Source organism: Streptacidiphilus sp. P02-A3a (assembly GCF_014084105.1).
Taxonomy (GTDB): Bacteria; Actinomycetota; Actinomycetes; order Streptomycetales; family Streptomycetaceae; genus Streptacidiphilus.
This window is the reverse complement of the sequence record NZ_CP048289.1, coordinates 7,938,112-7,951,293: the sequence shown is the minus strand read 5'-3', so window position 1 is coordinate 7,951,293 and position 13,182 is coordinate 7,938,112. Positions and strand designations below refer to the sequence as shown.

General features: G+C 71.6%; 8 protein-coding genes and 1 pseudogene. 5 read left to right on the top strand and 4 right to left on the bottom strand.

The window, feature by feature from the left end; all coding sequences use genetic code 11:
- Nucleotides 1–67: 67 nt before the first annotated feature.
- On the top strand, nt 68–745 hold the full coding sequence (locus GXP74_RS33450) for a hypothetical protein (protein ID WP_182454997.1): 678 nt from the start codon (nt 68–70) through the stop codon (nt 743–745).
- A 95-nt stretch (nt 746–840) separates the two neighbouring features.
- Here the strand turns inward: GXP74_RS33450 and GXP74_RS33445 are convergent, their stop codons facing one another.
- Nucleotides 841–2,538: an AMP-binding protein gene (locus tag GXP74_RS33445; RefSeq protein WP_225448372.1), complete on the bottom strand. Its 1,698-nt coding sequence runs from the start codon at nt 2,536–2,538 to the stop codon at nt 841–843.
- Nucleotides 2,539–2,837: 299 nt separating this feature from the next.
- Between GXP74_RS33445 and GXP74_RS33440 the strand changes: the two genes are divergently transcribed.
- Complete coding sequence (locus tag GXP74_RS33440; protein WP_225448371.1) at nt 2,838–3,644, top strand: N-acetylmuramoyl-L-alanine amidase; 807 nt, start codon at nt 2,838–2,840, stop codon at nt 3,642–3,644.
- On the opposite strand, the gene GXP74_RS33435 is transcribed toward GXP74_RS33440, so the two are convergent.
- Nucleotides 3,613–4,407: a C40 family peptidase gene (locus tag GXP74_RS33435; RefSeq protein WP_182454995.1), complete on the bottom strand. Its 795-nt coding sequence runs from the start codon at nt 4,405–4,407 to the stop codon at nt 3,613–3,615. The genes GXP74_RS33440 and GXP74_RS33435 overlap by 32 nt on opposite strands.
- A 131-nt stretch (nt 4,408–4,538) precedes the next feature.
- Nucleotides 4,539–4,709: a hypothetical protein gene (locus tag GXP74_RS33430; RefSeq protein WP_182454994.1), complete on the bottom strand. Its 171-nt coding sequence runs from the start codon at nt 4,707–4,709 to the stop codon at nt 4,539–4,541.
- A 211-nt stretch (nt 4,710–4,920) separates the two neighbouring features.
- Between GXP74_RS33430 and GXP74_RS41210 the strand changes: the two are divergent.
- The 3 genes and pseudogenes from GXP74_RS41210 to GXP74_RS33420 all read left to right on the top strand — a co-directional run bounded on the left by GXP74_RS41210 (nt 4,921) and on the right by GXP74_RS33420 (nt 12,485).
- Nucleotides 4,921–5,114, top strand: a pseudogene (locus GXP74_RS41210) (hypothetical protein).
- Nucleotides 5,115–5,639: 525 nt separating this feature from the next.
- A complete protein-coding gene (locus GXP74_RS33425) occupies nt 5,640–12,020 on the top strand; it encodes an RHS repeat-associated core domain-containing protein (protein ID WP_182454993.1) in 6,381 nt (2,126 codons plus the stop codon).
- A gap of 33 nt (nt 12,021–12,053) precedes the next feature.
- Nucleotides 12,054–12,485 (top strand): hypothetical protein, encoded by a 432-nt coding sequence (locus tag GXP74_RS33420; protein ID WP_182454992.1) that lies wholly within the window; start codon nt 12,054–12,056, stop codon nt 12,483–12,485.
- A gap of 114 nt (nt 12,486–12,599) precedes the next feature.
- On the opposite strand, the gene GXP74_RS33415 is transcribed toward GXP74_RS33420, so the two are convergent.
- A complete protein-coding gene (locus tag GXP74_RS33415) occupies nt 12,600–13,166 on the bottom strand; it encodes a winged helix-turn-helix transcriptional regulator (protein ID WP_370468492.1) in 567 nt (188 codons plus the stop codon).
- Nucleotides 13,167–13,182: the final 16 nt, after the last annotated feature.

Sequence of the window (13,182 nt, the reverse complement as noted above, 5' to 3'; positions counted from 1 at the left end):
CCTGGTGGGGGCGTCGGGGCTGGGCCTATGCTCTGGCCGTCCCCACCAGCGGAGCGAGCCGTCCAGGATGAAGCGAACCACCACCCCGCTGCCACCGCCCGAGCACTTCACCCTGGAACAGCCCGCGCGGCCGGATCCGGCCAAGGAGTCGCGGAAGGCCGTCGTGACGCTGCTGCTGATCGCGGTCGCGCTGGCCGCCGCCGCCTGGTTCACCGGGACGCTGGCCGCACACGACGACGCCCGGCTGAACGCCTACCGCGCGGCGCGGGCCTGCCCGGCGGGGCAGCGCGAGCCGACCGGCGCCGACTGCCTGGCGACCGTCACCGCCACGCTCACCAGGCAGTACGTCCAGGCTGGGAAGGATCCCTATCCGCACGTGGTGCTCGCGGGTATCGCGGCCGCACCCGTCGATGTCGCGCTGCCCGAGAACGACGGCCTGTTCGACAGTGTCGCGCCCGGCGACAGCGTCCGGGCCACCCTCTGGGAGGGGAGGGTGCTGCGGGTGTCCGGCGGCGGCGGGAGCCAGAGCACACTCGCCGTCCCGGTGCCGTTCGACGTCTCCCCGCCGCTGGTCGGCGCCCTGTTCACCGGCACGTACGCGCTGCTCGCGGTGTACTTCCTGCCGGAGGGCCCGGACCCGACGACATGGCGACCGCCTTCGCCGTCTCCGCGGTGGGAGCCGCGATCGGCATCGCCGTCGTCCGCCCAGGCCAACCCCGCCGCCCCCGCCGCCACCCGGCGGTGACCCTCCCCTCGGCCACCACCCCGTACGAGTGAGCACCCCGGGCGTCGGGGGCACGGACGGGCCGACCTCGCCCGCACCGTGGGGGTCCCGCCCGGTTACCGGCGGCCGACCCGGCCGGACAGCTCCCGCGCCCGCCGTGCCCGCAGGACGAAGCGCTGGACCTTCCCGCTCGGGGTCTTCGGCAGCTGGTCGACGACGTGCACGGCCCGAGGGTAGGCGTGCGCCGCGAAACGGCGCTTGACCAGTTGCCGCAACTCCTCGACGAGCTCCTCGCCCGCCGGTGTCCCCTCCCGCAGCACGACGAACGCCTCCAGCACCTCGCCGCGCAACTCGTCGGGGACGCCGATGACGGCTGATTCGACCACACCGGGATGCTCCGCGAGGACGCTCTCCACCTCGAAGGGGCCGATCCGGTACCCGGCCATGATGATGACGTCGTCGTCGCGGGCGGAGAAGTAGAAGTGGCCGTCCTCGTCCTGGGTTCCGGCGTCGCCGGTGAGGTACCAGCGGCCGTCGGCGGTGAAGCGCTCGGCGGTCTTCCGCGGCGCGTCGTCGTAACCCCGGAACCACAGCAGCGGGCTGTCGGTCACGTCGATCGCCACCTGGCCGAGCATGCCCGGCAGCGCCGGTTCGTCGCGCTCGTCGTCGAGCACCACCGCGCTCCAGCCGGGCAGCGGCCGTCCCATGGACCCGGGCCTGACCGGCGACCGCAGGCCGTCGGCCCAGCTGTTCGCGATGATCATCCCGTGCTCGGTCTGGCCGTAGTGGTCACCGACAGCCACCCGCAGGTGCCGCGCGGACCAGGTGACCACGTCCGGGGTGAGCGGCTCGCCCGCCGAGGACGCCCGGCGCAGCCGGACCCCCTCCGGTACCCGCTCGGTTCCGGCCCGCAGGCCGCGGTAGACGGTGGGGGCGGCGGCGAAGTTGCTGACCGCGAAGCGCTCCATCACCTGCCAGGTCAGCCCGGCCGAGAAACCGGCGCGCAGCAGCAGGCTGCGCGCCCCTGCGGCGAGCGGTCCGAGCACGGCGTAGTAGAGGCCGTAGGCCCAACCGGGGTCGGCGGCGTTCCAGAACACGTCGTCGGGGCGGACGTCGAGCCCGAACTCCAGGTACGCCTGGAAGGAGGCGAGCGCCCTCACCGGTACCGGCACGGCCTTCGGGGTGCCGGTGGTACCCGAGGTGAAGAGCTTGACCAGCACGCCGTCCGGGCCGACCGCGACGGCCCTGGCCTGCGGTTCGTCGCCGGAGTACCGGGACAGCAGGTCGGCGAGGGACAGCTGCTCGCCCTCGGGCTCGCCGCCGACGACCACGGTGGCCCACGGCGGATCGGCCGGGAAGTCCTCGCCCGGCGCGAGCTTCGCCCGCTGGTCGACGTCGACCACGACCACCTTCGCCCGCCCGGCACCCAGCCGGAGCGCGATGGCGGGTGGGGCGAACGCGGTGAACAGCGGTATGTGCACCGCTCCCCGGCGCCAGATCCCGAGCAGCGCCACCAGCAGCTCCGCGGACTTCCCCATCAGCACGGCCACCGCGTCGCCCGGTTCGACGCCCAGGTCGGCGAGCGCTGCCGCGAAGCGGGCCGACTCGCGGCGCAGCGTGCCGTAGCTGAGGTGACGAGCCGACAGATCCGCGTCGACGACGGTGAACGCCACCTGGTCGGCGGGATGCCGGTCGCAGAGCAGTTCCGCGGCGCAGGCGTCCGCGGCGCCGTGGACGGCGAGCAGCTCACGTACCCGGTCCATGGCGGCGTCCGGGTGGACCCCGCTGGAGTCGGGCCGGTCCAGGTCTGTCATATCGCTCCCCGTTTCTCTGCCGCGCGCAGTGCCCGAATGCCGTGCCCGAGTGCCGTGCCCGCGCGCTGTGCCCGAATGCCGGGCCCGAGTGCCGTGCGGACTCATCTTCCGAGCCAGGCGGGCGGCCGACTACCCCCTGGGCGCACGCGGGCCGGGCGGAGGGGGGTTCCGGGCCGCCGGTCGCCGTCCGGGTCGGCCGCACGGGGGACAGACCGGCGGCGCGGGACGTCCGGCCGGGACGCGGTGTGGTCGACTCGGGGCACCCCGGACCGGCCGGGGGACGTCGTGGGAGGTTGGCTGTGGGCGGTGCCGTCTCGGTGGGGACCTCGGTGCTGGCGACCGCGGTGGCGCCGGTGCTGGCGGCCGGTGCGCTGGCGGGCGCCCTGCTGGGCGCGGGCGGCCAGGCCGCGCCGGGCGGCGGGCTGCCGCTCTCCGGGCGGACGGTGGTGCTCGACCCCGGCCACAATCCGGGCAACTTCTCGCACCCCGGGCAGATCAACCGGCTGGTCGATGTCGGCAACGGCCGCAAGGCCTGCAACACCACCGGCACCGCCACCGCCGACGGATACACCGAGGCCGTGTTCAACCTGGACGTGGCCCGCCGGGCGGAGGCGATCCTGCGCGCGGCGGGCGCGACGGTGGTGCTCACCCAGGACGGGGACCGGCCCTGGGGGCCCTGCGTCACCGAGCGGGCGGCGATCGCCACCCGGGCCCACGCCGACGCGGCCGTGTCCATCCACGCCGACGGCGCCCCGCCGACCGGCTACGGATTCCAGGTGATCCTGCCCGCGGTGGTGGTGGCCGGGACCGTCGACACCCGCCCGATCGTCGGCCCCTCGCGTCGGCTCGGCCTCGCGCTGCGCTCAGCCTTCGGCGCCAGTACCGGCGAGGCGCGCTCGACCTACCTCGGGCGCGGCACCGCACTGACCGTCCGCGGCGACCTCGGCGGCCTCAACCTGTCCACCGTGCCCGCGGTCTTCATCGAGTGCGGCAACATGGCCAACCCGACCGACGCCGGGCGGATGACCACCCCGGCCTGGCGCGAGTCGGCGGCCCGGGGGATCGCCGCGGGGATCAGCTCCTACCTGGAGCACCCGGCCGGTTGACCGCCCCGCGCCACCCGGGCGGCGGCGCCGCGGTCCGGTCGGCCGGACCGGGCGAGGTCGGGGAACCGGCGTCCGGCGCCGGGCGGGCGGCGCCCACGTAGCGCGGCCCCCAGTAGGGATCGTGGAAGACGTCGCCGAGGATCCGGACCAGGGTGCCGGTGCGCTCGGCGTGGACCATCGCGCCGCCGCCGAGGTAGATGCCGACATGGTGGATCGGACCGCCGGGCTCGGCGAAGAACAGCAGGTCGCCCGGGATCAGCTGGTCCGGGCCGAGATGCCGGTCGCGGTCGTACTGCCATGAGCTGTGCCGGGGCAGCGTGACCGTGCCGTCGCTGGCCTGGTACCAGGAGTACAGAGCGAGACCGCTGCAGTCGAAACCGACCGTGTGATCGGCCTGGCACACCCCGTCCAGATAGCCGTTGACCCGGTCGCAGTACCCCCGGGTCGGCCCCTCCTCGCCGCCGCCGCCCCAGGCGTACGGTGTGCCGATCGCGCCGAGCGCCACGTCGACCACGGCCAGGCCGAGCAGCCGCGCCTGCGCGTCGGCGCCGCACCGGGCGCCCTCGGCCGGGAACCCGGGCCGTACCGGCGTCGCCCGGGCCGCGAGCAGCCCCGGGCAGACGGCGCGGGGCTGGGCGCTCGCCGCCGGGACCGGCGCGACCAGCAGCGCCGACGTGAGCACACCGGCCGCCGCCAGCCGGGCCCGGCCGCTCCGCGTCCGCGCTCGCCGCTCCGCCCGGACCGCGCCGGTGGCTGTCGTCACCCGCTGCTCCTCCAGTCACCGCACCGGGCGCGTCCGTGCACCGCCCTGCCTGTTCCCGATCCTCGCCGCCCGGCCGCCGCGCCGCGCGCCGACGGCGTCCGATCGGGGCAGCGGCGGGCCGAGCGGCGGGGCTACCGTCTGGCGCGGGTACCGGAGCCGCTGCGCAGCCGCCACCCGGCGTACAGCAGCGCGATGACGAAGATCACGCACCCGACCACGAGGAGCCACAGGAGTCCCTTGATGATCGCCCCGAGGAACCCGAACACGACGGCGATCAGCAGGAGCAGCAGGAACCAGACCACCGGAGCCTCCTCGTGACGTCGTCGTCCTCCGAGCCTGCCGCAGCCGGCGCCGACCCGCATCCCGGGGGGCGCCCGGGCTCAGGGCCCGGGACTGGCCCGCGTCCGGGTGGGCACCTCTTCGGTTACCACCAGGTGCCCCTCTTTCGGAAAGGTGCTCTCTTCCGGCTGAGCCGGCCGCTCTCCTACGGTTCCCAGGTATGCACAAGTAACCCTGCTGAGCGAGTTGACCGGCGTCGAACCCGAACTCCGTTTCGGCTTCGACTCCGTCGAACTCGCGGCGATCGGTGACTTCCTCGTCATCGCCGGGCCACCGGCCGCTTCCTGTACGCCCGCCACCGGGGCGGCGCGGAGGTCGAATACGTGCAGTGGGTCCCGGAGTTGGCGCGGCGCATTCTTCGTCGGTAGCCAATGGCAGCCGCGGTACACCCGGGACCTGTGGCTCCCATCACAGTCCCCTTTCATCCGGATGCGCCGCTTTTATCAAGGCGGTGAAGGTAAGTCTTTCTCCGCTCTTACCGAAATGACTGTGGATCATGAAATGGTCCAGCGTGATGAGCAGGCAGGAGCCGCTCTTGGATTCGACGTTCGGCCATCGGGCGAACAATGAGGGGGAGCTAAGGGATGCGCATACCTGGGAACAGGGGCGCTCGGTTCCATGTGCGTTCCGGGAGAGTCGCGGTCCTGACCGCGGCCGTCCTGATCGCGTCACTGGGACCGGCCACGGCGGTGCGGGCCGTGACGCCGACACACTCGGCGGCTCCGGCGAAGGCGTCCACGCCGACAGTGAGGAACGTGAAGCCCGCGGCTATGCATTTCGCCGCGACGAAGAGTCAGGCGGACACCGAGTACCGCCCTTCCGCCACCTCGTGGCCAGCGGCTTCCTCCTTCGAGGCGAGTCTTTCGGCCGGAGTGGGAAGGGCCGCCGCCGCGGTGTCCGCGAAGGGCGTCGGCCCGGTGTCGGTGAGGCCGGTGGCGCCCGCCGGTGGCTCCACGGCGCCGACGTCGTTGCAGGTGTCGGTACTCGGTCACGCGGCGGCCACCGCGGCCGGGGTGAACGGCGTGCTGTTCAGTCTCACCCCGCGGGGAACCGGCCGGGGCAGCGCCCAAGTGACCGTCGACTACCGGTCGTTCGCGCAGGCGTACGGGGGCGGGTTCGGCTCGCGACTGAGCCTGGTCGAGCTGCCCGCGTGTGTTCTTACCCATCCTCAATTGACGCAGTGTCAGACCGAGCAGCGGCTGGCATCGGTGAACGACGCGTCGCACCAAACCCTTACCGCGCGGGTCCCGGTCGTCGGCGCTGCCACGGCCGGTACGACTGCGAACAGTGCGAGCCGCGCGGCGGTCCGGAGCGCCGCGATGGCGCAGCCGATGGTGCTGGCGGCGGTCAGCGGGACCACGGCCGGTGACGGCGGCGGGCCGTCCGGCAGCTACGGAGCGACCACGCTGAAGCCCTCGGGCTCCTGGTCCGCCGGAGGCAGCTCGGGCTCCTTCAGCTACAGCTACCCGATGAGCGTGCCGTCCGCCCCCTCCTCGCTGGTGCCGCAGCTCTCCCTGGACTACGACTCGGGGTCGGTGGACGGGCAGACCTCCGCGACCCAGGCCCAGGCGTCGTGGGCGGGGGACGGCTGGTCGTCACCGCAGTCCTACATCGAGCAGACCTTCGCGGCCTGCGCGGACAGCCCGGAGGGCACCGCCTCGCCGTCCGCCACCCAGGACGAGTGCTGGGACGGCGAGATCCTCACGCTGTCGTTGGGCGGCTCCACGACCTCGCTGGTCTACGACTCCGCCAAGGGCACCTTCACCACCGCCGACGACAGCGGTGACGTGATCACCCACGTCACCGGCTCCAACAACGGCTCCAAGACCCACAACACCGACTACTGGACGGTGACCGAGCGGGACGGCTCGGTGTTCGAGTTCGGCCGCAACGAGCTGCCGGGGTGGGCGTCGGGCAAGGCGACCACGAACTCGGTGGACTACACGCAGGTGTACTCGGCGCACTCGGGCGACCCCTGCTACAGCAGCTCCGGCTTCTCCGCCTCGGGCTGCCTGACCGCGTACCGGTGGAACCTGGACTACGTCAAGGACGTGCACGGGGACGCGATGGCGTACTACTACGACCAGTCGACGAACTCGTACGGCAAGGACAACACCACCACGCCGGTCAGCTACATCCGGGACTCGTACCTGGACCACGTCGACTACGGCTTCGCCGACGGCAACGCCTACGGCACCGTTCCGGACAAGGTCACCTTCGCCACCGGTGACCGCTGCGTGCTTGGCACCTCCAGTTGCGACCCGTTGAACTCGACCACCAAGGCCAACTGGCCGGACGTGCCGTTCGACCTGGTCTGCTCCTCCACCACCACCTGCCCCGACCACGCCCCCTCGTACTTCTCCACGGTGCGGTTGACCTCGATCGCGACCGAGCAGTACTCGGTGGCGCAGGCGAAGTACCTGCCGGTGGACTCGTGGGCGCTGGACCAGACGATGCCGGTGACCGGGGACGGCAACGCCACCCTGTGGCTCCAGTCGATCACCCACACCGGCTCCGACGCCCAGGGTGGGGGATCCAGCACACCGATCGCGATGCCCTCGGTGACCTTCGGTGCGGTGGACCTGCCGAACCGGGTGGACACGGTGACCGACGGGTTGCCGCCGCTGTACCGGTTCCGGATCAACTCGATCACCAACGAGTCCGGTTCGGTGACCGGGGTGGACTACGAGCTGACCAGTCCGTGCACCGGTCCGGTCACTCTCACCGCGTCCGCGAACACCTCCTCCTGCTACCCGGTGTACTGGACGCCGCAGGGCTACAGCGCGCCGTTCCTGGACTGGTTCAACAAGTACGCGGTGCAGGAGGTCACCGAGACCGACCCGACCGGCGGCGCGCCGGTGATGGCCACCTCGTACCAGTACGCGAACCCCGCCTGGCACTTCGACGACAACGAGGTGGTGAAGGCCAAGTACCGTACCTACGGCCAGTGGCGCGGCTACGGGGACGTCAAGACGTTCACCGGCGACGGGGTCAACGACCCGCGGACCGAGTCCGAGGCGCACTACTACCAGGGCATGTCGGACGACAACAACAGCACCACCGTCAACGTCACCGACTCCCAGGGCGGTGTCCACCAGGACCTCGACGAACTCGCGGGCAACGAGCTGGAGTCGACCAGCTACCTGGGCTCCGGCGGCCCGGTGGACCACTCCACCATCACCTCGTACTGGGTCTCACCCGCCGTCGCGACCCGTACCCGTACCGGCCTTCCCGACCTGACCGCCAACCTGGTCGAACCGGTGGAGACCTGGAGCCGTCAGGCGATCACCGACACCGGCTCAACCACCTGGCGGATCAACGAGAGTGACACCAGCTACGACGCGACCGTGACGGACGCGGACTTCGGCATGGCGACGGAGGCCTACGACCACACCGTCCCGGTGATCGCCGCGGACGACCGGTGCACCAGCGGCACCTACGCGCTGCCCAACACCACGCTGAACCTGGTCGGTCTGCAGTCCGGAACCGAGATCGACGCGGTGGCCTGTGGTGGCTTCACCGAGGGCGCGGTCACCAGCGTCCCGGGCAGTGTGAACACCCTGACCGCACCCACGACGGTGTCCCGGCCGAACCAGGTCATCTCCGCCGTGCGCGTCCTGTACGACGACCCGACCGACGCCAAGACCTGGCCGCAGCCGACGCTGACCTTCCCGCAGACCACCGCGCCCAGCACCGGGGCGACCTCGATCACCCAGACCGCGACGGGCTATTCGGGCGGGACGTTCACCTGGCAGACCTCGAAGACCCAGCTCTTCGACGCCGAGGGGCGGGCGACCGACACCTACGACTCCGCGGGCGCGGACACCAAGTCCGGCTACGTCACCAACAGCCTCGGCCTGGTGACCGGGAGTTCGCAGGTCAACGCGCTCGGGCAGGCGACCTCCGAGACCCTCGACCCGGCCCGCGGCGTCGCCCTGACCAGCACCGACGCCAACGGCGTGGTCACCACCTCGCAGTACGACACGCTGGGCCGGATCACCTCGCTCTGGAAGGACTCGCGGGCGACCACGAGCCCGGCGAACGAGGTCTACACGTATCTGGTCTCGGACACGGGGGTGACCGCGACGACGACGCAGACGCTGAACGACGAGGCCGGGTACACGGTGTCGACGGTGATCTACGACGCGATGATGCGGCCGAGGCAGACCCAGACCTCCACCCCGCAGGGCGGGCGGCTGGTCACCGACACCTTCTACGACACCCGCGGCTGGAAGTCCGCCACCTACAACGGCTGGTGGGACTCGACGACCGGGCCGAACACCACGCTGGTGTCGGCGGCGAACCTCAAGGACGAGGTGCCGAACCAGGACTACTACACCTACGACGGCCTGGGCCGGGTGGTGGTCGACTCCTCGGAGAAGGACAACGTGGTGGTCTCCACCACCACGACCGTCTACAACGGTGACCGCACCACCGTCATCCCGCCCAGCGGCGGCACCGTGGCGTCCACCCTCACCGATGCGATGGGCAGGACCAGCGAACTCGACGACTACAGCACCGCGCCGACGCTGAACACCCCGGCCAACACCTTCACCGGGATCTGGACCGTGTCCGGCGGAACCTCGGTCCCCACCACCTACGGGTACGACACCCGTGGCAACCAGAACAGCGAAAGCACCGACGGCAGCACCTGGACCACCACCTACAACCTGCTGGGCCAGGCCACCGCCAAGTCGGACCCGGACGCGGGCGCCTCCACACTGGCGTACGACGTCGTGGGGAACCTGGTGCAGACCACCGACTCGCGCGGCAGGACGATCAGCTACACCTATGACGCGCTCGGCCGGAAGACCGCCGAGTACGACGCCGCCAGCACCGCCCAGTCCAGCGCCAACGAGATCGCCTCCTGGGTCTACGACAACAGCAACAACGCGGTGACCGGGATGACCGACCCGATCGGGCAGACCACCACGACCACCGCGTACAGCGACGGCGCGGCCTATGTGACCCAGTCGCTGGGCTTCAACACGTTCGGCGAGTCCAAGGGCGAGACGGTCACCATCCCCTCCACCGAGGGGGCGCTGGCCGGGTCGTACACCTTCCAGGACGCGTACACCACCAACACCGGCCTGCCCGACGCCCAACGGCTCCCGGCCGCGGGCGGCCTCCCGCTGGAGACCCTGACCGACACCTACACCACGGCCCTGGACCTGCCCAACGGCATGGCCGGGACCAGCCCCTACGCGCAGTCCACCGCCTACGACGCCTACGGGCGGGTCAACCAGGAGACCCTCGGGTCGATCGGCAGCGAGGCGTACCTCACCGACACCTACGACCCGCACACCGGCAAGCTCACCGACCAGTTGGTCACCGGTGAGACGGCGACCCCGACCGACATCGACAACGAGGCCTACAGCTACGACCTGGACGGGAACATCACCGCCCAGACCGAGACCCGGGCCGGATCCAGCGCCAGCAGCGAGACCCAGTGCTACCAGTACGACGGCCTGGACCACCTCACCCAGGCCTGGACCGCCACCGACTCCTGCGCGGCCACGCCCACCCCGGGCAACTCCGCCACCGTCGGCGACGGCATCGCCAGCGGCGCGTACTGGACCAGTTGGACCTACGACGCACTGGGCAACCGCCAGAGCGAGACCGACTACGCCACCACCGGCGGCACCGCCACCACGACGAACGACAGCTACAACGGCGCCGGGGGCAGCGTCAACCAGCCGCACACGCTGACCTCCACCAGCACCACCGGAGCCGGCACCGGCAGCACCGCCTACGGCTACGACCCGGCCGGGAACATGACCAGCCGGACCACCCCCAGCACCGGCAGCCAGACCCTGAACTGGAACGACGCCGGGCAACTCACCGGCATCACCGGCGGCACCGCCGGTGACAGCGACTTCGTCCACAACGCCGACGGCAGTGTGCTGCTGGAGAAGGACCCCGGCACCAGCACCCTCTACCTGCCCGGTGAGCAGCTCGCGCTGAACACCGGCACCGGCAGCGGCGCGGGCACGGTCATCGGTACCCGCTACTACGCGCTGCCCGGCGGCGGCACCGCGGTGCGCACCGGCTACTCGGCCACCAACAGCAGCAGCAACGCCTTCGAGATCACCGACCAGCACGGCACCAGCGACCTGATGCTGGACACCACCGCGCAGGTCCCGACCTGGCGCCAGTTCACCCCCTTCGGCGCACCCCGCGGCACCACCACGACCTGGCTGGACAACCGCGGCTTCCTGAACGACCCCAACGACACCAGCACCGGCCTGACCCTCATCGGTGCCCGTGAGTACGACCCCACCACCGGCCGATTCATCAGCCTCGACCCGCTCTTCGAGGCCACCAGCCTCCAGGAGCTCAACGGCTACAGCTACGCGGGCAGCAATCCCGTGACCTACAGCGACCCGAGCGGGACCCGGGTCGAGGGCGACGGCGGATGCAACGGCACCGGGGCGGAGGTCGACGCCTGCGAGGCCGCCCTGGAGGGTAGCTCGGGTGGAGGCGGCTCGGGAGGGTGCGTCTATGTGCTGGTCAACCCGTGTGGATCCAACCCGAATCCGGGGCTGAGCGAGCCCAGGGCCTACGCACCCACCGTGCACAACACCAAGCTGCGGAAGATCCTCGACGGAATCTACGCCCGCCCGGGCACCGCTGACGGATCCCTTCTCGGCGACGGGAAGCTGGGGACCGCGGTCATCAACGAGTTCAACACCGGCCTGCCCACGGGCGGCAAGTGGCACATCGGCAAGGCCGCCGCCCAGATGAACGCGCTGGCCACACTCCTCGAACAGGACCGGAAGCAGGAGGCCAAGACCGGGGAGGGCCTGCTCAGCCCGTCCGACCGGTCCATCGCGCAACAGGAGCTGTCCGAGCTCTGGAGCGCGCTCAACTCGGTGGACGAGAACGGAGCCGCGACTCAGGCGGTGAACGCCAACCCGGAGATCGCCAAACAGATCAGGGCGGCCCGCACGGTCGTTCTGGCCGCCCCGTCCGCGAGCGAGGTCACCGGACAGAAGTTCGAGATGCAGGGCGACCGGGCACCCAGGCCGGTCGCCGTCGGCGAGGCCGAGAACATGCGCGGGTTCCTCGGGGCGTTCGGTGTGGCCGGTGACGTCCTCGCCATCGCCCAGTGGGGGATCAACGTGCACCAGCAGGGCTGGTGGCAGGGGACGAAGAGTACGGTGATCTCAGTCGTCGACCCGTTCGGCGTCACCCCGGCCGGCGGTGAACCGACGAGCAACCCCCCGGGCTACTCGCCCGACGACTGCGTCCCCGGCTACAACTACTGCTCCTGACAGACGAACCGACCGACACAGAACGGAACACGGGTGGCTGCCTCCGGCGATTCCCCGACGGTCGACCTGGCCAACCTGGCCACGGTCATGCTCACCCGGATCCCCGAAACGGGCGCCTGGTTCGACTCCTTCGTCGAACCGGGCGTCCCCCGGGACTTCGGCTGGGACGACGTCGACTTCGACGCCTACCAGTTCGTGATGGAGGTCTTCACTGACCCGGTGTTCATTCCGGCAGTGCGGCAGGCGCCCGGTGCCCCGGAACTCCTCGACCGGTGCGCGTCGCTGGTGGAGGCGATGGTGACCAGCAGCAGCGACCTGGTCCGGGACGTCGTCTGGTTCGACGTCCTCGAACCCCTGCTGGCGGACGTCCGACTCATCCGGGACTTCCGCCCGGTCGCCGGTCCGGAGACCAGCAGGGAACTGGCGAAGCTGATCCAGGCGCACGGCGTCACCGGCATCGACTGACAACGTCCACACCCCAGGGGGTGTCGCCAACGGGCCGCACCACCGCCCACCGGCGACACCCCCTGCCATGTCCCGGCGAGCCGAACCCCCGACGTGCCGCTGTCGGAGCGGGGCTCAGCGGTCGGGCGCGGGCTCGGGGCCCGAGGCGGTCGGGCCCTGGTGGTCCCAGCCCGGGGAGAGGATCTCCAGGCTGACGTCCGGGCTGTGCACCTCCGCCCCGCAGGTACGGCAGGTCCAGGCCGCGTCCAGCGGGTGGTCGGGATGGTCCGGGTGGCCCGTCGGGTGGTGCCGCAGCACCACCGGCGGCTCGGACGACACCCAGCGGTCGCCCCAGGCGAGCAGCGCCTGGGTCAGCGGCGCGAGGTCCCGCCCGGCCTCGGTGAGGTGGTACTCGTAGCGCGGCGGGCGCTCGCTGTAGGCGCGGCGTTCGACCACCCCCGCCTCCTCCAGGGCGCGCAACCGGGCAGTGAGCCGGTCGCGCGGGGCGCCGGTGTTGCGGACGATCCGGTCGAAGCGGTGGTTGCCGTAGAAGATCTCGCGCACGGCGAGCAGCGCCCACTTCTCGCCGAGGATCTGCAGCGCGGCGGCGATGGAGCAGGGGCGGCCCGGCAGCGCCGCGGCGGCGGGCCGGCTTTCGGTGGGCTGGGCATCGGTGGGCTGGGCGTCGGTGGGCTGGGTCACTCCACCAGCCTGCCAT

Bases quoted from the DNA above. Each gene is read 5' to 3' on its own strand.
- GXP74_RS33450 (WP_182454997.1), top strand. From the start codon at position 68: ATGAAGCGAACCACCACCCCGCTGCCACCGCCCGAGCACTTCACCCTG.
- GXP74_RS33445 (WP_225448372.1), bottom strand. From the start codon at position 2,538: ATGACAGACCTGGACCGGCCCGACTCCAGCGGGGTCCACCCGGACGCC.